The organism is Paenirhodobacter populi (genome assembly GCF_004022215.1).
GTDB classification, from domain to species: domain Bacteria; phylum Pseudomonadota; class Alphaproteobacteria; order Rhodobacterales; family Rhodobacteraceae; genus Rhodobacter; species Rhodobacter populi.
This window is the reverse complement of sequence record NZ_SAUZ01000010.1, coordinates 47,127-66,703: the sequence shown is the minus strand read 5'-3', so window position 1 is coordinate 66,703 and position 19,577 is coordinate 47,127. Positions and strand designations below refer to the sequence as shown.

Genomic DNA, 19,577 nt, shown 5'->3' with positions numbered 1-19,577 from the left:
CAAGACCGACAGGGAAAACCCATGACGCTGACCCCGGAACTCCGCGCGGCGATCGTCCAATCGGTGGAAGACGGTTTCACCGACCAGATCGCCTATCTGCAAAAACTCGTCGCGTTCAGATCGCAACGCGCCGAGGAATTTCCGATTCAGGACTTCCTCTTCACCGATCTGCGCGACCGCGGCATGGTGATGGACCGCTTCGCGATGAACGAGGCGGAACTGGCCGCGCACGAAGGCGGGGCACCGTTTTCCGCCGGGCATTCCCGGGCGCCGATCGTCGTCGGCATCCACCACCCCCGCACGGAAAAGGGCCGCTCGCTGATCCTGCAACACCATGTCGATGTCGTGCCCGTCGGCCCCGCGGACATGTGGGAACACGATCCCTATGGCGGCGAGATCGAGGGCGACTGGCTTTATGGCCGCGGCGCGGCGGACATGAAGGCCGGGGCCTCGGCCAATGTCTTCGCGCTCGCGGCGCTGAAGCGCATCGGCCTGCAACCGGCCGCGACCGTCTATCTGCAATCGGTGGTCGAGGAGGAATCGACCGGCAACGGTGCGATGCAAACCTTCCTGCGCGGCTATACCGCCGATGCGGCGCTGATCCCCGAACCGGAATATGAAATGCTCGTCCGCGCGGGGCTTGGCGTGCTGTGGTTCAGCGTCGAGGTGCGCGGCTTCCCGACCCATGTGCGCGAAATGGGGGCCGGCGCGAATGCGATCGACGCCGCCTACCGGCTGATCGGCGCGCTGCGCGAGGTCGAGGCCCGATGGAACGCGGAACGCGACGACCATCCCGAGGTCGCGGGCACGGACCATCCGATCAACCTGAACATCGGCCGGATCGAGGGCGGCGACTGGGGCTCATCCGTGCCCGCATGGTGCCGGTTCCAGGTCCGGGTGGCGATCTATCCGGGCCAGAAGGCCAAGGAGAAGTTTCAGGAAATCGTCGATCACGCGATGGCCTTTGCGCGCACCGATGCCTTCCTGTCGCAGAACCCGCCCGTCCTGACGCAGAACGGCTTCAACGCCGAGGGATATATCCTCGAACCCGGCTCCGAGGCCGAGGCCCTTCTGGGCCGCGCGCATGAGGCGGCCTTCGGCACGCCGCTCGAAACCTTCATGACCCCGGCCTATCTGGATGCGCGGGTCTATGCGCTTTACAACCGGATCCCGACGCTGTGCTATGGACCGAAATCCCGCGCGATCCACGGTTTCGACGAGGCGGTAAGCCTGACCTCACTGAAAAAGATCACCCAATCGATGGCGCTGTTCATCGCCGAATGGTGCGGAACCGAGTCGCTCTGACCGCCCGCCGCGCGGACCATCGCGCTATTTTCGCCTGCCTCGCCCCCCGGCCCGCCGGGGGTTTCGGCATGTCCGGAATTGCCCCGCCCGATGCGAGGGAAAACCGGCATATCAACAAGATGCCCAGATTTTCGCCACACCGGAAATCCCCAGTCAACGCATTGATTGTGAACAATAATTATTCGTCCCGAAACGCCGCCCCACCCTCTTCGCCGTAAAAGTCACCATGTCGCGGCATTGATCGTTGCGTGATCGAAAAACCGTGCATTACGCTCGTCGGTAGATTGGCGACAATCGTCACCTCCCCCTTTTCGTCCTGTCCGAGGAGACACGAATGTTCATGAACAGATTCCAGTCCGGCCTTCTCAAGACGACGCTTCTGTCGCTGTGTCTGAGCACCGCCGGTTTCGCCGCGCAGGCCGAGACGACGATCACCGCCGTGATGCACGCGCCCCTGCGCGCGGTGGATCCGGTGATCAGCACCGCCTATATCCTGCGCAATTACGGCTACATGGTCTATGACACGCTGCTCGCCCGCGATTCGCAGGGCGCGCCGCAGCCGCAGATGGCGGACTGGACCGTCTCGGACGACGGCAAGACCTACACCTTCACCCTGCGCGACGGGCTGAAATTCCACGATGGCGCCCCCGTCACCGCCGAGGATGCCGTCGCCAGCCTCAACCGCTGGAGCCAGGTGGACAAGACCGGACAGGTGATGGCCGCGCTGATGAGCGAGATGACCGTGGTCGACGACAAGACCTTCACCATGACCTTCCCCGAGCCGACCGGCATCGCCCTGATCGCGCTGTCGAAGCCCTCGGGCGTCGCGCCCTTCATCCTGCCCAAGGCCGCCGCGGAAACGCCGATCAGCCAGCCGATCACCTCGACCATCGGCTCCGGCCCGTTCAAGTTCGACGAGGCCGCCTATCAGCCGGGCGTCAGCGCCACCTTCCTGAAGAATGAGGATTACGTTCCCCGCACCGAACCCGCCGATGGCCTTGCCGGCGGCAAGGTGGTCAAGGTCGACAAGGTCGTCTGGACCACCATGCCGGATTCGATGACCGCCGTGAACGCGATGCTGTCGGGCGAGATCGACTTTTACGAACAGATCCCGCACGACCTGCTGCCGCTGGTCGAGGGCAATCCCGATTTCACCACCGAGATGTATCGCAAGCAGGGCAGCCAGAATCTGGTGCGGCTGAACTTCACCCAGCCGCCCTTCGACAACCCCAAGATCCGCGAGGCCGCGCTGCTCGCGCTTGGTCAGCAGTCGATGCTGGACGCGCAGGTGGGCGCCGGGTCGCAATATGCCCGGACCTGCCCGGCGGTCTTCGGCTGCGAAAGCCCCTATGCCTCGGATTACGCCGCCGACAAGATCCTTGAGCCGCATCCCGAGGAGGCAAAGGCGGCTCTGGCCGAGGCAGGCTATGACGGCGCGCCGGTCCTGCTGATGCACGCGACCGATCTGAACAACCTCGCGCCGCAGGGGCCGGTCATCGGGCAGCAGTTGCGCGACGCGGGCTTTACCGTCGACATGGTCTCGATGGACTGGGCCAGCGTCGTGGCCCGCCGCGCCTCCAAGGCGCCGGTGGCCGAGGGCGGCTGGAACGTCTTTTCCACCACCAACGTGCTGCCCGACGTGGGCGATCCGATCGGCTTCATCGGCGTGGCGGCGGGCGGTGCCTCGTCCTGGTTCGGCTGGCCCGACGTGCCGGAGATCGAGGAACTGCGCGGCAAGCTTGCCAGCACCTCCGATCCCGACGAGCAGAAGCGGATCGGGCAGGAGATCGACAAGCTGGTGATCGACAACGAGGTGATGATCCCGATGGGCGAGTTCTACAACGTCACCGTCAAGTCGGCCAGTCTGACCGGGCAACTCGACGCCGAGGCCCCGGTGTTCTGGAACATGGAAAAGTCCGAGTAGGCGGATGTTCGGTTTCGTTCTCAAACGGGTCCTGTCGGCGATCCCGGTGCTCTTGATGGTGGCGGTCATCGTCTTTCTGGTGCTGCGCCTGTCGCCGGGGGATCCGGCGGTGATGATCGCCGGCCCGAACGCCACGCCCGAACAGCTCGAGGACCTGCGCACCAGCATGGGGCTGAACCGCCCCCTGCTGGAGCAGCTCTTCATCTGGATGGGGAACATCGCGCGCGGCGATTTCGGCGTCTCGCTCGTCTCCGGCAAGCCGGTGGCGGATCTGGTGATGGACCGCTTCGGACCGACGCTGGCGCTGAGCATCACGACCGTGATCCTTGCCGTGGCGGTGGCCATTCCGCTTGGCGTCATCGCCGCCTGGCAACAGGGCAAATGGATCGACCGGCTGGTGATGGCGGGATCGGTGGTCGGCTTTTCGGTGCCGGTGTTCATCATCGGCTATGTGCTGATCCTGATCTTCGCGCGCAAGCTGGGCTGGTTTCCGGTGCAGGGCTACAGGCCGATGTCGGCGGGCTTCGGCGAATTCGCCAGCCGGCTGGTGCTGCCGACGGTGACGCTCAGCTTCCCCTATATCGCGCTGATCGCGCGGATCGTGCGCACCAACGTGATCGAGGTGATGAACGAGGATTACATCCGCACCGCCCGCGCCAAGGGTCTGGCCGAGCGCGGCGTGCTGATGGACCATGCGCTCGGCAATGCCGCGGTGCCGATCGTCACCATCGTCGGCGTGTCGATCACCATGCTGATCGGTGGCGTGGTGGTGACGGAATCCGTGTTCAACATCCCCGGCCTCGGCCGGCTGGTGCTCGAAGCGGTCCTGGCGCGCGACTACACGGTGATCCAGACGGTGATCCTGCTGTTCTCGACGATCTACGTCTTCATCAACCTCAGCGTGGACCTGCTTTACGGCCTCTTCGATCCGCGCATCCGATACTAGCGCCCCTTCGGGTCCCGGTCGCGCCGGGGCCCGGTCTTCCAGCGACCCGGGCCGCGCAGGGCCGGCCTCGAACAGAATGGACGCACAGATGACATTTGAACCCGATTCCGCCGTGGCGCCGAACGCGCCGCTCGACCTGCCCGAGATGGAGGGCTCCGGCAAGGGCGGCGCGTGGCAGGTACTGCGGGACGTGCTGTCAAGCTGGCCCGCCCGGATTTCCGCCATCGTGCTGTTGCTGATCGTGCTGATGGCGGTCTTCGCGCCCTTCCTCGGTACCGGCAATCCGGTCACCATCAACCCGGCGCTGCGGCTTCAGGGCAGTTCGGCCGAGCACTGGCTCGGCACCGACAGCTATGGCCGCGACGTCTATTCCCGCATCGTCTACGGGGCGCGGATCTCGCTGGCCGTGGGGGCGGGAACGGTGATCGTGTCGCTTGTGCTCGGCATCTTCTTCGGCGTGCTGACGGGCTATTTCAAATGGGCGGACATCATCGTGATGCGCTTCATGGACGGGCTGATGGCGATTCCGGGGATCCTGCTCGCCATCGCGCTGGTGGCGATTTCTGGCGCGACGCTGACCACGGTGCTGATCGCCATCGCGGTGCCGGAAATCCCGCGCGTCGCGCGGATGGTGCGGTCGGTCATCCTTGGCGTGCGCAACGAACCCTATGTCGAGGCGGCCTCGATCCTTGGCACCGGGGTGTGGAAGATGGTCTGGCGCCACATGCTGCCCAACACCGTCGCGCCGCTGATCGTGCAGGGCACCTATATCTTCGCCTCGGCGATCATGACGGAATCGATCCTCAGCTTCCTCGGCGCCGGGGTCCCGCCGGAAACGCCCTCGTGGGGCAACATGATGGCCGACGGGCGCACCTTCTTCCTGCTGAAGCCGGAGCTGATCCTTTATCCCGGGGTGATGGTGTCGCTGACGGTGCTCAGCGTGAACATGCTGGGCGACGTGCTGCGCGACCGGCTGGACCCGCGCATGGCGAAACGTCTGTAAGGAGCGACAGGATGAACGACACCCCCGTGGTCCTCTCGGTCGAGGACGTGACCATCGACACCCGCCCCGCCGGCCGCAAGCCGATCGTGCGCAACATCACCTTCGACGTGCGCGAGGCGGAAACCGTCTGCATCGTCGGCGAATCCGGATCGGGCAAATCCGTCACCTCGATGGCGATCATGGGCCTGCTGCCCAAGGATTCGCTGCAGGTGACGGGCGGGCGCATCCTCCTGGACGGAGAGGACGTGCTGAAGGTCACCCCCGCACGGATGCGCGAACTGCGCGCCTCGCGCGTGGCGATGGTATTTCAGGAACCGATGACGGCGCTGAACCCCGTCAAGACCGTAGGCGACCAGATCGACGAGGTGCTGCGCCTGCACACGAAACTGTCTGCCGCCGAGCGCCGCAAGAAGGTGCTGCACATGATGGAACGCGTGCAGCTGCCCGATGTGGAACGGATCTACCGGTCCTATCCGCATCAGCTTTCGGGCGGACAGCGGCAGCGGATCGTGATCGCCATGGCGCTGATCCTGCGCCCGCGCCTGTTGCTGGCCGACGAACCCACCACCGCGCTCGACGTCACCACGCAAAAGCAGATCCTGCGGCTTATCAAGGAATTGCAGGAAGAGGAAAAGACCGCCGTCGTCTTCGTCACCCACGATTTCGGCGTGGTGTCGGAAATCGCCGACCGGATCGTGGTGATGAACCGCGGCGATCTGGTCGAAACCGGCACGCGCGACGAAATCCTGACCCATCCGAAAGAGGATTACACCCGGATGCTGGTCTCCTCGGTGCCAAGCCTCGTGCCGCGCTGCGACCCGGTGCCGAAGAACCCGAAGGTGATGGAGGTGATCGGCCTTGCCAAGCGTTATGGCAAGAAGGGCTTCACCAGCGATTCCACCGTACTCGCGGCGCAGGGCATTTCCTTCACCGTCCGCAAGGGCGAGATCACCGGCATCATCGGCGAATCCGGATCGGGCAAATCCACCGTCGCCCGCTGCGTCATGCGCCTGACGGAACCGAGCGAGGGCGCCGTCGTCCTGAACGGGCAGGACATCGTGCCGATGCACAACCTGCGCGCCGTCCGCAAGCAGGTGCAGTATATCTTTCAGGATCCCTACCGCTCGCTCAACCCGCGCCGGACGATCGGGCAATCGCTGATGGAGGGGCTGGTCAACTACGGCGTTCCGGAAAAGGAGGCATCGCGCAAGGCGGCCGAGACGCTCGAAATGGTGAACCTGCCCGCGCATGTGATGAACCGCTATCCCCACCAGTTTTCCGGCGGCCAGCGCCAGCGCATCGCCATCGCCCGCGCCGTGGTGATGGAGCCGAGCCTGCTGATCGCGGATGAGGCGGTTTCCGCGCTGGACGTGACGGTGCAGGCGCAGGTGCTGCGGCTGCTCGAGGACATCCGCACCAACACCGGGGTGTCGATCCTGTTCATCACCCATGACCTGCGGGTGGCGGCGCAGATCTGCAACACGATCGTGGTGATGCAGCGCGGCAGGATCGTCGAGCAGGGGCCGGCGCGCGACGTGCTGGCCTGGCCCACGCATGACTATACCCGGGCCCTGATCGACGCGGCGCCCGCGCCGGACTGGGATTTCCAGAATTTCCGCCCGGTCGAACGGGCGGTGTGACGACAGGAAGGACAGGACATGCGCATCATCTTTGCCGGGTTTCAGCACGAAACCAACACCTTTGCCCCGGATCTGGCCGATGACGCGGCCTTTGCCCACGGCGGCGGCTTCCCCCCGCTGAGCCGCGGCGCCGACGTGCTGAAGGCGCTGGTGCCGACCGCGAACATCCCCGGCGCGGGTTTCCTGAACGCGGCGCGGGCGGCGGGGGACGAGATCGTCCCGATCCTGTGGACGGCGGCCTGCCCCTCGGGCTTCGTGGCGCGGGACACCTACGAACGGATCGCGGGCGAGATCGTCGCCGGGATCCGCGCCGCCCTGCCCGCCGATGCCATCTATCTGGACCTGCACGGTGCGATGGTGGCGGAACACGTCTTTGACGGCGAGGGGGAGCTGCTCGCCCGGATCCGCGCGGTGACCGACATTCCGGTGATCGTCAGTCTCGACCTGCATGCGAATGTGACGCAAAGGATGATCGACCTTGCCGATGCGCTGGTCGCCTTCCGCACCTATCCGCATGTCGACATGGCCGAGACGGGCCGCCGCGCCCATCGGCTGCTGGAACGCCGCGTGGCGGGCGCGCCCTTTGCCAAGGCCGCGCACCGCATCCCCTACATGATGCCGATCTGCTGGCAGGCGACCGGGGAACAGCCCGCCAAGGGGCTTTACGAAGGCCTCGCGGCGATCGAGGCGGAAACCGCCGTGCCCTCGATTTCCTACGCGATGGGCTTCGCCGCCGCCGATTTCCCCGAATGCAGCCCCGTCGTCTGGGCCTATGGCGACACGCCCGGACAGGCGCAGGCGGCGGCGGATGCGCTTTACGCGCAGGTCCTTGCGGCGGAGACGGCATTTTCCGGCCCGCTCTATGATCCCGATGCGGTGGTGGAAAAGGCGCTGGCGCTGAACGCCGGGGGCGTGCGCCCGGTGGTCATCGCCGATGCGCAGGACAATCCCGGCGCGGGCGGCAGTTCGGACACGATGGGCATCCTCAGGGCGCTGATCGCGCATGACGTTCCCTCGGCCGCGGTCGGCGCGATCTTCGATCCGGCGGCGGCGCAGGCGGCGCAGCAGGCGGGCGTCGGCGCGCAGGTCACGCTCGACCTCGGCGGCCGCGCGCCGATCGCGGGCGACAGCCCCCTGCGCGAGACCTTCACCGTCGAGGCGGTCTCGGATGGCCGTCTGCGCACCCACGGCCCCTATTTCGGCGAACTGGACATGGATCTTGGCCCCTCGGCCTGCCTGCGGCACGGGGGCGTGCGGATCGTCGTCGCCTCGGCCAAGGTGCAGATGGCCGACCGCGAGATGTTCCGCTACCTCGGCATCGACCCCGAGGCGATGGATATCGTCGTGGTGAAAAGCGCGATCCACTTCCGCGCCGATTTCGGCCCCATTGCCGGGGAAATCCTGACCGCCGTCGCGCCGGGCGCGATGATGATGCGCGCCACCGACTGGACGTGGAAGCACCTGCCCGACGACCTGCGGCTGATGCCGGGCGGGCCGAGCTTCGCCGAAACCAGAACCCCCGAACAGGCCTGAGGACAGACCGATGACCGAACTCTGGCGCCTTTCCGCGGCGCAGACCGCGAACCTGATCCGGCTGAAACAGGCCTCCGCCACCGAGGTGGCCGAGGCCGCGCTGGCCCGGCTGGCGGCGGTCAATCCGGCGCTCAACGCCGTCGTCGATCACAACCCCGAGGATGTGCTGGCGCAGGCCGCCGCCGTCGATGCCCGGATCGCCGCGGGGGCGGCCCTCGGCCCGCTCGCCGGGGTGCCGGTGACGATCAAGATCAACATCGATCAGGCGGGCTACGCCACCTCGAACGGGCTGCGCGGCAAGGCCGGCCTGATCGCCACGGAAAACAACCCGGTGGTGGACAATTTCCTGCGTGCCGGGGCGGTGCTGCTGGGGCGGACCAACACACCGGCCTTCAGCGCGCGCTATTTCACCGACAACCAGCTGCACGGCGCCACCCTGAACCCGCGCGATCCGCGGCTGACGCCGGGCGGGTCCTCGGGCGGGGCGGCGGCGGCCACCGCCGCGGGCATCGGCTGCATCGGGCACGGGAACGACATCGGCGGCTCGGTCCGCTATCCGGCCTATGCCTGCGGCATCCACGGGCTGCGCCCCGGGCTTGGCCGCGTCGCGACCTTCAACGCCACCGGGCCGGACCGTTCCATCGGGTTTCAGCTCATGTCGGTGCAGGGTCCCCTCGCCCGCACCGTGCAGGACGTGCGGCTGGGATTTCAGGCGATGGCCGGGCGCGACACCCGCGACCCGTGGTATTTCGAGGCTCCGGCCGCCCCGCACGATCCCCGTCTCGCCGCCTTCTGCGCCCATCCCGAGGGCATCGACACCGCCCCCGAGGTCGAGGCCGCGCTGCGCGACGCGGCCGAACGGCTGGCCGACGCGGGCTGGACGGTGGTGGAACTCGACGCCATCCCGCCCCTGAAGGAAGCCAGCCGGATCATGCACCTTCTGTGGGTCGCGGACGCGCCCGAACGCATCGTAGCGGCGGCCGAGGCCGAGGGCGACCCCGGCGCGATCTTCGCCATGCGCGGCGCGGTGGACTGGATCGGCCCGGTCGGGCTGACCGAATTCGGCGATGCGCTGACCCGTCGCGCGGCGCTGGTGCGCGAATGGGCGGCGTTTTTTGAAACCTTCCCGGTGCTGCTGATGCCGCCCTCGTCGCAACTGCCGTTCGAGGTGGATGCCGATCTGAAGAACGGCTTCGCCTGGCTGACCGAGCAGCAGTATTTCATGGCCGGCCCGCCCGCCATCGGCATGCCGGCGATGACCGTTTCCACCGGCCTTTCCGGCACCGCACCCGTGGGCGTGCAGATCCTTGCCGGACGCGGGCGAGAGGAGTTCTGCCTTGCCGCCGGCGAGGCGATCGCGGATCGTGGCGCCCCGCCCGCCCCCATCGACCCCGTTTCCATCTGAACGATCTTCCGGACCCCAAATGACCCTCACCGATATCCGATCCCCGAACCTGTCGCGCGGCCTGCGCCTGACCAAGCCCGCGACGCGCAGCGACAGGGGCATCGTCACCGCCCACAACCGGCAGGCCGCCCATGTCGGGGCCGAAATCCTTGCCGCGGGCGGCAGCGCCGTCGATGCCGCCGTCGCGGTCTCCTTCGCCATCGGCGTGCTCGAACCGTGGATGAGCGGCATCGGCGGCGTGGGCGCGATGCTGGTGCGCCCCCCGGACGGGCCGGTCACCACGATCGACGCGGGGGCGCGGTCGCCCGCCGGGCTGGACCCGGCCGATTTCCCGCTGGTCGAGGGCAAGGACGGCGATCTTTTCGGCTGGCCGAACGTGCTGGAAGACCGCAATGTGATCGGCGCGAAATCCGTCTGCATCCCGGGCCTGCTGCACGGGCTCGGGGCGGCGCATGCGCGGTTCGGCCGCCTGTCCTGGGCCGATCTGGTCGCCCCGTCGATCCGTCTGGCCGAGGCGGGCCCCATCGTCGATGCCCACACCACCCTGTGGATCGCGCAGGACATGGCGCGGCTGCGCCGGAACGAGGCCTGCGCCGCGTGGTTCCTGCCGGGCGGGCTACCGCCCTCGGCCCCCGCCGCGGTGACGGGCCGGGTCGCGCGGCTGTCGAACCCGGCGCTGGCCCGCAGCCTGCGCCAGATCGCCGAAGACGGGCCCGAGGCGCTTTATACCGGCGAGATCGCCGCGGCGCTGGCCGCCGATGTGCAGGCGGCGGGGGGCTACCTGACCGCCGCGGATCTGGCCGGATTCACCGCCGTCGAGGCCCCCGCGAAGACCGAACCCTACCGCGAGCACATGCTCCATCTGGTGCCCGAGCTGAACGGCGGCGTCACCGTGGCGCTGGCGCTGCGGCTTCTGTCCGGCCGCGCGAAGCCCGCGGGCGCCCCCACCCCCGCCGAGGTCGTCGCCAGCTGCAAGGCGATGGCGCAGGCGTGGGAGCATCGTTTCAGCCAGCTTGGCGACGGGGCCGAGCGCACCTTGCCCAGCTGCACCACCCATTTCAGCGTCATCGACCGCGACGGCATGGCGGTATCGCTGACGCAGACGCTGCTGTCGCTGTTCGGCTCGGGCGTGGTGTCGCCGCAGACGGGGATCCTGCTCAACAACGGGGTGAACTGGTTCGACCCGCGCCCCGGACGGGTGAATGCCATCGGCCCGGCGAAAAAGGCGCTGGCGAATTACACGCCGATGATGATGACCGGCCCGGACGGTGACGTGATCGCCATCGGCGGCTCGGGCGGGCGCAAGATCCTGCCCGCCGTGTTTCAGGCGCTGATCCATGTGGCGGATTACGGCTACGATCTGGAACAGGCCATCGCCGCGCCGCGCTACGACCTGTCGGCCCCGCCGGTGGTGGTGGCGGATGCGCGGCTGGGGGCGGAAACCCTTGCCGCGCTGGCCGCGGACTTTCCGGTGGTGCTGAGCGAGCGGATGCTGCATCCGAACAGCTTCACCACGCTTGGCGCCGTGCGCCGCCGGAACGGCGTGAACGAAGGCATGGCGGAACCCTGGCATCTGTGGTCCGATGCGGTCGCCGAAGGCGAACCGCTGCTGCCCTGAGAGATTGAAACCAACGGAGTCGCAAGATGACATCCACACCCGAAGGCCCGCTCTGGAGCCTGCCCGCCAGCCGTATCGCCGCATTGGTCCGCGCGGGCACCGTCTCGGCGACCGAGGTCGCGAAATCCGCGCTTGGCCGGCTTGATGCCGTGAATCCGGCGATCAACGCGGTGATCGAATGCCGGCCCGAGGATACGCTGGCGGCCGCGGCCGCCGTCGATGCGGCGGTGGCGCAGGGCCGCGATCCCGGCGTTCTGGCCGGCGTGCCGATCACCATCAAGGTCAATGTCGATCAGATCGGCTATGCCACGACGAACGGGCTGAAGGCGCAAAAGGACCTGATCGCGAAAACCCACAATCCGGTGGTGGCGAACCTTCTGGGCGCGGGGGCGGTGTCGCTGGGGCGGACCAACACGCCGGCGTTCAGCTATCGCTGGTTCACCGGAAACCTGCTGCATGGCCATACCTTCAACCCGCGCAACAGGGCGCTGACGCCCGGCGGATCCTCGGGTGGCGCGGGGGCGGCGGTGGCGGCGGGGATCGGCTCGATCGGGCATGGCACCGACATCGCCGGATCGGTGCGCTATCCGGCCTATGCCTGCGGCGTGCACGGGCTGCGCCCCACCATCGGGCGGATCGCCGCGCATAACGCCACCGGCAAGAACCGCACCATCGGCGGCCAGATCATGGCCGTGTCCGGACCGCTGGCCCGCAGCGTGGACGACCTGCGGCTGGCCTTCACGGCGATGGCGAAGACCGATCCGCAGGACCCGTGGTCCGTGCCCGTGCCGCTGTCCGGCCCCGCCGTGCCGCGGCGGGCGGCGCTCTGCCTGAAGCCCGACGGAATGGACACCGCGCCCGAGCTGCAACAGGCGCTTCTCGACGCGGCGGCAAGGCTGCGCGATGCCGGCTGGCAGGTGGACGAACTGGACGCCCTGCCGCCGATCCGCGAGGCCGTCGCCGTGCAGCTGACCCTGTGGATGGGCGACGATTACGCCGGTCTGGTCGCCGCCGCCGACCGCGAGGGCGACCCCGGCGCCATCGCCGCCCTTGCCGGGCAACGGGATTTCGCGCTGTCGATCGGGCTGCCGGAATTCTCCGCCGCGCTGAGCCAGCGCATCGGCATCGCCCGGGCCTGGTGCGAATTCACCGAAAGCTATCCGGTCGTCCTGCTGCCGCCCTGCGCCGAGCTGCCCTTTGCCGACGATCTTGACCTTCGCAGCGCGGCGGATTACCGGCGGGTATGGGATGCGCAGATGTCGATGATCGGCCTGCCGGTCAACGGCCTGCCTGCGCTGACGCTCAACACCGGGCTGACGGCGGATGGAACCCCTGTCGGGATCCAGATCGTCGCCGGCCGGTATCGCGAGGATATAGCCCTCGCGGCCGCAGAATCGATCGAGGCGCGCGGCACGCCGGTGTCGATCGCCGAACCGCAGCCCTAGCCCGGGCGTTGCGGTGCCATAACCGCGCCGGGGACGCCCCGGCGATGAAAGAGGTTCCATGTCGCTCAGCAAGTTGCGCCCCGTCGCCCGTCAGTCGACCGAATCCATCGTCACGGACAACCTGCGCGACTTCATCCTGTCGGGCGAGGCGCGCCCCGGCGAGCGGCTGACGGAAATCGCGCTGGCCGATCAGCTTGGCGTCGCGCGGGCGACGCTGCGCACCGCGCTGCACCGCCTGACGGTCGAGGGGATCGTGGTGCAGATCCCCTATACCGGCTGGCAGGTGGCCTCGCTCACCCCGCATGACGTGTGGGAGATATGGACCCTGCGCGGCAGCCTCGAAAGCCTCGCCTCGCGGCTTGCGGCGCAAAGGCGGGAACCGGAAATCCGCGCCGCGCTGGAAACGGCATTCTCGGCGCTGAGGACGGCCTGCGAGGCGGGCAACCTGAAAGAGATGATCGACGCCGATTTCGCCCTGCATCAGGTCATCATCGACAGCAGCGGCCACCGCCGGCTGGCCGCGCAATACCGCATCGTCGAACAGCAGGTCCGGCTGTTCATCGCGACCAGCAACACCCATGTGGCGACCGGCCCCGGGGATATCATCGCCCAGCACCAGCCGCTGATCGCCGCGCTGCGCGCGGGCGATGCCGAAGCCGCCGCGGCCGCCGCCTGGGAACATGACGAGACCGAGGGGCTGCGCCTGACCGCATGGCTCCGCGGTCAGGGGGACACGCCCGCCGCCTGACCAGCACCCGGGCGCGGCGCGCCTTCAGCCCGGGGGCGATTGCCCCGACAGGGCTAGGGCGAAACGCTCCGGCCATCCGCGCCGAAGAAATGAAGCTTGTGCGCCGGAAGGGAAACCCTGTCCGCCACGGCAAAGCCGCCGCCGTCCTCGCGGTCGATCACGGCGCTCAGATCCCCGCCCGGCGTCGCGAGACGCACGATGACCTGCCCCCCGACCAGCTCGTGCGAGATCAGCCGCACCGGGATTTCCAGATCCCCTGCCGCGCCCCGGCGGACGGCACCACCCCGGCCGGGAAGATGGCGGCATCAAGCATGTTCATGCCCGGCGATCCCGGAAACCCCGCGACGAAGGCGCGATGGGCGTTCCTTGCGGCGGATCAGCGCCACGCGCCCGATAGAATCGGCGGCCTTAGATTTCAACGCACAGCCGCGCGAACGTCTGTCCGGGATCCTGCTCCAGATCGAGAACAGCCATTTCCACGCAAGGCACCTTGCGGCAAAGATGTCCCGCGCCGAGACGACGAACCCGTTACCGTACTGGCGGCGATGAAGTGGGGGGCAGATGCCCCATGCCTTCGGCCCACGCGCTGGTGGGAGAGCGGCCGGTCGTCACGATCCGTAACGGGCGGGTGTGGATCGCCGAATTCGGATACGTCCTCGACGGGCTGGACCGGCACGAGGCGCTGAGGCAAGGCCAGATGACCGGTCTGGTTCAGATATGGCATCAGCGCAGGGGCTGATCCTTCTGCGAGAGCAACCCTGAAGGCAGGCGTTCATCCATCCCGTATTCCTACGCAACGATGCGCGTGGTCAGCGTATCGATCACATGGTGCATCGTCGCGCCGAGGACGGGTTACGGGACCGGGGCAAGACGGCGGGGGATCGACGCAGCGCAAGCCTTCCGTCGTTGCGGCCCGGGGATCCCGGGCCGGCATCGGGACAGCGTGGCAGACCGCCGGTGTCACGGCCCCCCGGGCCGCCCCCTCGCGCCCCGAGGCGCGAAGGGATCACATCATGCTGGGCAGCCATAGCGCCAGCGCCGGAAAGCCCAGCAGCAGTGCCAGCCGCAGCACATCCGCCGCCACATAAGGGGCGATCCCCTTGAAGATCTGCTGCACCGGCAGGCTTGGCAGCATCGCTTTCAGGATGAAGACGTTCAGCCCGACCGGCGGGGTGATCAGGCTGATCTCCACCACCAGAACGGTGACGATCCCCCACCAGACCAGATCGAATCCCAGCCCCTGAATGATCGGGGCGATGATCGGCACGGTCAGGAAGATCATCGCGAAACCGTCCATCAGGCAGCCCAGCACCACGTAGAACACCACGAAACAGATCACGATCATCATCGGGCTGAGGTCGAGCGACTGGATGAACCGGATGGTGTTTCCCGAAATCCCCGACAGGTTGATGAACTGGTTCAGCACCAGCGCCCCCGCCGCCACGATGAAGATCATGGTCGAGATCTTGGCCGCCTCGACGATGCTGTCGACGAAAACCTTCCACGTCAGCTTGCGGCGCAAGATGAGGAACAGGAACGCCCCGCCCGCACCGATGCCGCCCGCCTCGGTCGCGGTAAACCAGCCGCGCGTCAGCCCGCCCATGATCAGCGCGAACAGCACCAGCAGGCCCCAGATCTTGCCAAGCGCGGACCAGCGCTCGGCCCGGCCGTAGCGGGTGCCGACCGGCACCCAGTCGGGCTTCAGCGCGGCGATCGCCATCATCACCCCGATATAGATCACCACCTGCACCAGTCCCGGAAGGATCCCCGCGACGAACAGCGCGCTGACGCTCTGCTGGGTCAGCAGCGCATAGATGATCAGCGCGCCCGATGGCGGGATCAGCACCCCCATCGTGCCGCCCGCGGCGATGGACCCGGCGGCGAAACCCTTGTCATACCCCGCCTTTTCCAGTTCGGGCAGCGAGATCTTGGCCATCGTCGCGGTCGAGGCGGAGGAGGAGGCGCACATCGCCGAAAACCCGCCGCAGGCGATGATCGTGGCCATGCCGAGCCCGCCGCGGAACCGGCCGAGCCAGCGGCGCGCCGCCTCGAACATCTCGTCGGCCAAGCCCGCCTTGACGATGAACACCCCCATCAGGATGAACAGCGGCAGCACCGAGAACTGGTAGTTCAGCGCCAGCTTCATCACCTGCTGTTCGGAAATGGCCAGCGCCGCCCCGAAGCCGCGCGGATGGATCGTGGCGATCCCAGCGGTGCCGACGAACATCATCGCCAGACCAAGGGGAACCCGCGTGAAGGCGATCAGCCCGACCAGCGCGGAGAGGACGAAAAGGGTCAGCATCAGGTGTCTTCCTCGTCGGGCAGGGCATGAGGATGCGGATGGGGGTCGGTGTCCAGATGGCGCAGCCGGATCAGCGCGAACCAGGTGGCGACGACGGTGAACACGCCCGCCGCCATCACCCAGGGCGCCATCGGGATTTCAAAGAACACCGACAGCGTGCCGAAACGTTCCAGCCGCGCCGCCTGATCGAACATCATCCAGGCGAAGGCGGCAAAGGCCGCGGTTTCCAGAATGGCGGTGAAGTACCGCTCGATCCGCATCAGGCGCGGCCGGTAGAGGTCGGAAAACAGCCCGACCCGGATATGCGCATCGTCCTTCACCACCACCGGCAGCGCGGCGAAGAAGAAGATCATCAGCGCGAAGCTGACATATTCGCTGGCCCCCGGCAGGGGATGCCCCAGCGGCCGGCCGATGCTGTCGACAAAGGCGATCGCCCCCATGAAGACAAGGGCGATGCCGGCGATCGTGGTGCAGATGCGGATGATCCAGAGGTTGATTTTGGCAATCATGGCGGTCTCCAGTCGTTCCTTCCATGCAGCCCGGGAAGACCCGGGCGGCGTCGGAGGGAACGTGCGAGATCAGTCGAGACTGTCTCTGGTTTCACGGGCAAGGACGTCGCGGTAGAAGGCCAGAACCTCGTCGGGGTTCTGCAGTCCCTTGGCGGCGGCGCGCGTCTTCCAGTCGTCGATCCGGGCCTCAAGCCTGGCCTCGAACCCCGCCAGCGACGCGCCTTCGAGCTTGTGCGTCGGGATCTTCGCCATCACCGGGTCCAGTTCGCGTTCGGCCGCATCTGCCGCCGCCCCGGTGCGTTCCGGCAGGCCCTCGGCCGCGCGCAGCACCGCCGCCTGCTGATCCGCGTCGAGTTCGTTCCACCGCTCGCCCGAGATGAAAACCGCGAAGGACAGCGAGCCGAGCCCCCCCGGCACCTCGGTGACCGAGGTGACGTAATCCAGAACCCGCGCGCTGCTGGCGGAACCCGCCGCCATCACCATGCCGTCGACCGTGCCCTTGGTCACATATTCCTGCAGGTCGGTGAATTCCGAGTTGACCGGCACCGCACCCAGCAGCCGGACGGTTTCGCTCAGCGCGCCGGGCGGCGACCAGAGCTTGACCCCCGACATGTCGCCGACCTCCTGCACATCGGTCCGGCGCAGCGACAGGATCTGCCGCCCCGGCAGCACGCTGGTCGACAGCACCTTGACGCCCTTGAATTCGTCGAAGGGCAGGAAATAGGTGTTATACGTTTCCCACAGCGCGATCGAGGCGGCACGCGCCGAGGGCGAATTCATCGGCAGATCGGCGATCCGGTTCAGCGCCACAAGCTGCGGCACCCCGCCCGAGGACACCAGCGCCATATCGGCGATGCCGTCGCGGACCATCTCATATTGCCGGTCCGAGGGCGCCAGCGAGGCATCGGGAATGACGACCTTGAGACTGCCCGCGGATTCCCGCTCGATCGCGGCGGCGAAATCGCGCACGGCGATCTGATACAGCTCGTCATGCGGCGGCAGGTAGGTGTTGAAGATCAGGCTGGTTTCGGCCATCCCCAGCCCCGGCGCAAGCGCCAGAACGGATGCGGCCAGCGTCGCACGGAATGCGTTCATGGTATCCTCCCCAATTGCCCCCGGCTCCCATCCGGGGTTGAACGTCGATCTTGGTCGGCGGCGCCGCGCCTGCCAAGGCGCGCGGCGCGAGTCTTTCACATTGCGGACAATGGCGGCATGGCCGCGCCTCAGGCGCGGGTCTCGGCGACCACGGTGGCCTCGATCGCGCCCAGACGCTCGATCTCCAGTCGCATCACGTCGCCCGGCAGAAGGAAGATCCCTTTCGGCGCGCCGATGCCCGAGGGCGTGCCGGTCGCCAGAATGTCGCCGGGTTCCAGCGTCATCACCGTGCTCAGGTAGGAAATCTGGTCGTAGATGTCGTAGATCATGTCGTTGGTGCGGTCGTTCTGGCGCAGCTCGCCATTGACCCAGAGCTTCATCCCCAGATCAAGCGGATCAGGGATTTCGTCGTCGGTGGTGATCCACGGGCCGACCGGGCCGTGGGTGTCGAACGACTTGCCCAAGGTGAAGGTCGGCGATTTCGGCAGCCAGTCGCGCGCCGAAACGTCGTTGACGATCACATAGCCCGCGATGACGCCTCGCGCATCCTCGCGCGCGACATGGCGGCAGCGGCTGCCGATCACCACGCCCAGTTCGACCTCGTAGTCCATCTTGTCCGAGGCGTCGGGCTTGACCACCGGATCGAAGGGCGCGTTCAGGCAGGAGACCTGCTTGTTGAACCACATCTGGCTCGACGGGATCGGGATGCCGGCCTGCCGCGCCTCTTCGGCGTGCTTGGCGTAGTTCATCCCGATGGCGAGGAATTTCTGCGGATCCGGCACCGGCACCTCAAGCCGCACGGCATCCAGCGCATAAGCCGGGCCGTCGAACGCCTCGAGCGCCGGGCGCAGCGCCGCCAGATCGGCGATGACCCGGCGCATCGAGGCGCCCTCCCCCACGACCGGCGTCAGATCGACGATGCTTTCGTCAACGACCTTGCCGATCCGGGTCCGGCCGGATTCGGTGAAACGGGCAATTTTCATGGGAAACCCCTGTCGGAAAGGGGGCGCCGCGGTTACGGCGCCCGATAGGTCGTTCAGATGCCGAACAGCTTTTCGGCGTTCTTCGAAAAGATCTTGGCCTTCGCCTCGTCCGAGATGTCGAGTTCCTCGACCACCGGCACCCCGTCGAAGAACCAGTCCTTGCGGATCGGATAGGAGGCTCCGTAAAGGATGTTGTCCTCGCCCAGCACCTCGACCGCGCATTCCAGCTGCTTCTTGCCCCATTGCGGAGGCCCGGAAATGTCGAAGAACAGGTTGTTCTTCAGCTGCTCGCGCAGGTTGGAATTGCCGGTGTCGAAACGGTCGACCGCATCGCCATAGGCATGGCGCGGCTTCGGCACCAGCATGTCGACGAAGGCGAAGAAGCCGCCACCCAGCATCGAATGGCTCAGCTTCAGGTTCGGGAAGCGGTCGAACAGGCCCGAGAACAGCTCGCGCCCGACGGCCGTGCCCTGCGCGATGCAGCGGCCATACTGGCGGCGCTGGTTGTTGTAGGTCAGGATCGAATTGTAATCCACCGGCAGCGGCGTGTGATGCACCACGGCGGGGATTTTGCGGTCGTTCAGGAACTCGAAATAGGGGAAGAACGCCTCGTCATCGAGGAAGATGTCGCCATATTTGCAGGCAAGCTGGACCCCCTTGAAGCCAAGCTGGTCGATGCAGCGTTCGACCTCGGCGATCATCGTCTTGTCGCCCCAGGGCGGGCAGACGGCCAGCGCGGTGAACCGCCCGCCCGAGCGGCTGACGTAATCCGCCAGACCGTCGTTGATGCGCTTGGAACAATCCAGATCCAGCCATTCCTGCCACACGGGGATACGGAACACCGCATGGTCGATGCCCGCCTTGTCCATGTCGGCCAACTGGCTTTCGATGTTGTACTGGCCCTCGGCGTAGTTGATGTTCACATAGCCCTTGGGTTCCTCGATGATGATCTGGTTGAGGTTCTTGCCTTTGATCGGCGTCATCGAGACATGGATGTTGTTCTGCCGCGGAATGCAGCGCATCATCTTTTCGCGCAGATCCTCGTCGGTGAACAGCGTATCGGGCAGCCAGTGCATGTTCGCATCGATCACGCGCGGTTTCGTCGTCATATTCATCACTCC

17 protein-coding genes are annotated in these 19,577 nt (G+C 67.0%); 11 read left to right on the top strand and 6 right to left on the bottom strand.

Annotation, left to right across the window (positions count from 1 at the left end; genetic code table 11):
* Window positions 1-21: 21 nt before the first annotated feature.
* The 10 genes from D2T30_RS09590 to D2T30_RS09545 all read left to right on the top strand — a co-directional run bounded on the left by D2T30_RS09590 (window position 22) and on the right by D2T30_RS09545 (window position 13,567).
* A complete protein-coding gene (locus D2T30_RS09590) occupies window positions 22-1,305 on the top strand; it encodes an ArgE/DapE family deacylase (RefSeq protein WP_128208692.1) in 1,284 nt (427 codons plus the stop codon).
* A 334-nt stretch (window positions 1,306-1,639) separates the two neighbouring features.
* Window positions 1,640-3,229, top strand: coding sequence for an ABC transporter substrate-binding protein (locus tag D2T30_RS09585; RefSeq protein WP_128208691.1), 1,590 nt, complete (start codon window positions 1,640-1,642; stop codon window positions 3,227-3,229).
* A gap of 4 nt (window positions 3,230-3,233) precedes the next feature.
* Window positions 3,234-4,175 carry an ABC transporter permease gene (locus tag D2T30_RS09580; RefSeq protein WP_128185452.1) on the top strand — a complete coding sequence of 314 codons (942 nt, stop codon included), beginning with the start codon at window positions 3,234-3,236 and terminating at the stop codon, window positions 4,173-4,175.
* A gap of 88 nt (window positions 4,176-4,263) precedes the next feature.
* Entirely contained in the window at window positions 4,264-5,178 is a 915-nt protein-coding gene (locus tag D2T30_RS09575; protein ID WP_128208690.1) for an ABC transporter permease, read from the top strand.
* An 11-nt stretch (window positions 5,179-5,189) separates the two neighbouring features.
* Window positions 5,190-6,818, top strand: a complete 1,629-nt coding sequence (locus D2T30_RS09570) for a dipeptide ABC transporter ATP-binding protein (RefSeq protein ID WP_128208689.1) — start codon at window positions 5,190-5,192, stop codon at window positions 6,816-6,818.
* 18 nt (window positions 6,819-6,836) lie between these two features.
* Window positions 6,837-8,351 (top strand): M81 family metallopeptidase, encoded by a 1,515-nt coding sequence (locus D2T30_RS09565; protein ID WP_128208688.1) that lies wholly within the window; start codon window positions 6,837-6,839, stop codon window positions 8,349-8,351.
* Between the two features lie 10 nt (window positions 8,352-8,361).
* Complete coding sequence (locus D2T30_RS09560; protein ID WP_128208687.1) at window positions 8,362-9,756, top strand: amidase family protein; 1,395 nt, start codon at window positions 8,362-8,364, stop codon at window positions 9,754-9,756.
* A 19-nt stretch (window positions 9,757-9,775) separates the two neighbouring features.
* The gene (locus tag D2T30_RS09555) at window positions 9,776-11,374 is read left to right on the top strand and encodes a gamma-glutamyltransferase family protein (protein ID WP_128208686.1); all 1,599 of its coding nucleotides are present in this window, start codon (window positions 9,776-9,778) and stop codon (window positions 11,372-11,374) included.
* Between the two features lie 26 nt (window positions 11,375-11,400).
* Complete coding sequence (locus D2T30_RS09550; protein WP_128208685.1) at window positions 11,401-12,819, top strand: amidase family protein; 1,419 nt, start codon at window positions 11,401-11,403, stop codon at window positions 12,817-12,819.
* A gap of 58 nt (window positions 12,820-12,877) precedes the next feature.
* A complete protein-coding gene (locus tag D2T30_RS09545; RefSeq protein ID WP_128208684.1) occupies window positions 12,878-13,567 on the top strand; it encodes a GntR family transcriptional regulator in 690 nt (229 codons plus the stop codon).
* Between the two features lie 53 nt (window positions 13,568-13,620).
* On the opposite strand, the gene D2T30_RS09540 is transcribed toward D2T30_RS09545, so the two are convergent.
* Window positions 13,621-13,806, bottom strand: coding sequence for a hypothetical protein (locus D2T30_RS09540; RefSeq protein ID WP_128208683.1), 186 nt, complete (start codon window positions 13,804-13,806; stop codon window positions 13,621-13,623).
* 329 nt (window positions 13,807-14,135) lie between these two features.
* Here D2T30_RS09540 and D2T30_RS23050 point away from each other — a divergent pair, with 329 nt between their 5' ends.
* Window positions 14,136-14,306, top strand: coding sequence for a hypothetical protein (locus tag D2T30_RS23050; RefSeq protein WP_164884270.1), 171 nt, complete (start codon window positions 14,136-14,138; stop codon window positions 14,304-14,306).
* 267 nt (window positions 14,307-14,573) lie between these two features.
* On the opposite strand, the gene D2T30_RS09535 is transcribed toward D2T30_RS23050, so the two are convergent.
* The 5 genes from D2T30_RS09535 to D2T30_RS09515 form a co-directional block, all read right to left on the bottom strand.
* On the bottom strand, window positions 14,574-15,869 hold the full coding sequence (locus D2T30_RS09535) for a TRAP transporter large permease (RefSeq protein WP_128208682.1): 1,296 nt from the start codon (window positions 15,867-15,869) through the stop codon (window positions 14,574-14,576).
* Entirely contained in the window at window positions 15,869-16,378 is a 510-nt protein-coding gene (locus tag D2T30_RS09530; protein WP_128208681.1) for a TRAP transporter small permease, read from the bottom strand. The genes D2T30_RS09535 and D2T30_RS09530 overlap by 1 nt, the downstream gene beginning before the upstream one ends.
* A gap of 69 nt (window positions 16,379-16,447) precedes the next feature.
* On the bottom strand, window positions 16,448-17,473 hold the full coding sequence (dctP, locus tag D2T30_RS09525) for a TRAP transporter substrate-binding protein DctP (protein WP_128208680.1): 1,026 nt from the start codon (window positions 17,471-17,473) through the stop codon (window positions 16,448-16,450).
* Between the two features lie 128 nt (window positions 17,474-17,601).
* On the bottom strand, window positions 17,602-18,456 hold the full coding sequence (locus tag D2T30_RS09520) for a fumarylacetoacetate hydrolase family protein (protein ID WP_128208679.1): 855 nt from the start codon (window positions 18,454-18,456) through the stop codon (window positions 17,602-17,604).
* Window positions 18,457-18,509: 53 nt separating this feature from the next.
* Window positions 18,510-19,565, bottom strand: coding sequence for an amidohydrolase family protein (locus tag D2T30_RS09515; protein ID WP_128208678.1), 1,056 nt, complete (start codon window positions 19,563-19,565; stop codon window positions 18,510-18,512).
* Between the last annotated feature and the right edge of the window lie 12 nt (window positions 19,566-19,577).

What these genes read in the sequence shown, in the direction of transcription:
- D2T30_RS09560 (WP_128208687.1), top strand. Translation starts at nt 8,362, where the DNA reads ATGACCGAACTCTGGCGCCTTTCCGCGGCGCAGACCGCGAACCTGATC.
- dctP (WP_128208680.1), bottom strand. Translation starts at nt 17,473, where the DNA reads ATGAACGCATTCCGTGCGACGCTGGCCGCATCCGTTCTGGCGCTTGCG.
- D2T30_RS09590 (WP_128208692.1), top strand. Translation starts at nt 22, where the DNA reads ATGACGCTGACCCCGGAACTCCGCGCGGCGATCGTCCAATCGGTGGAA.
- D2T30_RS23050 (WP_164884270.1), top strand. Translation starts at nt 14,136, where the DNA reads ATGCCTTCGGCCCACGCGCTGGTGGGAGAGCGGCCGGTCGTCACGATC.
- D2T30_RS09530 (WP_128208681.1), bottom strand. Translation starts at nt 16,378, where the DNA reads ATGATTGCCAAAATCAACCTCTGGATCATCCGCATCTGCACCACGATC.
- D2T30_RS09580 (WP_128185452.1), top strand. Translation starts at nt 3,234, where the DNA reads ATGTTCGGTTTCGTTCTCAAACGGGTCCTGTCGGCGATCCCGGTGCTC.
- D2T30_RS09545 (WP_128208684.1), top strand. Translation starts at nt 12,878, where the DNA reads ATGTCGCTCAGCAAGTTGCGCCCCGTCGCCCGTCAGTCGACCGAATCC.
- D2T30_RS09570 (WP_128208689.1), top strand. Translation starts at nt 5,190, where the DNA reads ATGAACGACACCCCCGTGGTCCTCTCGGTCGAGGACGTGACCATCGAC.
- D2T30_RS09565 (WP_128208688.1), top strand. Translation starts at nt 6,837, where the DNA reads ATGCGCATCATCTTTGCCGGGTTTCAGCACGAAACCAACACCTTTGCC.
- D2T30_RS09515 (WP_128208678.1), bottom strand. Translation starts at nt 19,565, where the DNA reads ATGACGACGAAACCGCGCGTGATCGATGCGAACATGCACTGGCTGCCC.
- D2T30_RS09550 (WP_128208685.1), top strand. Translation starts at nt 11,401, where the DNA reads ATGACATCCACACCCGAAGGCCCGCTCTGGAGCCTGCCCGCCAGCCGT.
- D2T30_RS09575 (WP_128208690.1), top strand. Translation starts at nt 4,264, where the DNA reads ATGACATTTGAACCCGATTCCGCCGTGGCGCCGAACGCGCCGCTCGAC.
- D2T30_RS09585 (WP_128208691.1), top strand. Translation starts at nt 1,640, where the DNA reads ATGTTCATGAACAGATTCCAGTCCGGCCTTCTCAAGACGACGCTTCTG.
- D2T30_RS09555 (WP_128208686.1), top strand. Translation starts at nt 9,776, where the DNA reads ATGACCCTCACCGATATCCGATCCCCGAACCTGTCGCGCGGCCTGCGC.
- D2T30_RS09520 (WP_128208679.1), bottom strand. Translation starts at nt 18,456, where the DNA reads ATGAAAATTGCCCGTTTCACCGAATCCGGCCGGACCCGGATCGGCAAG.
- D2T30_RS09535 (WP_128208682.1), bottom strand. Translation starts at nt 15,869, where the DNA reads ATGCTGACCCTTTTCGTCCTCTCCGCGCTGGTCGGGCTGATCGCCTTC.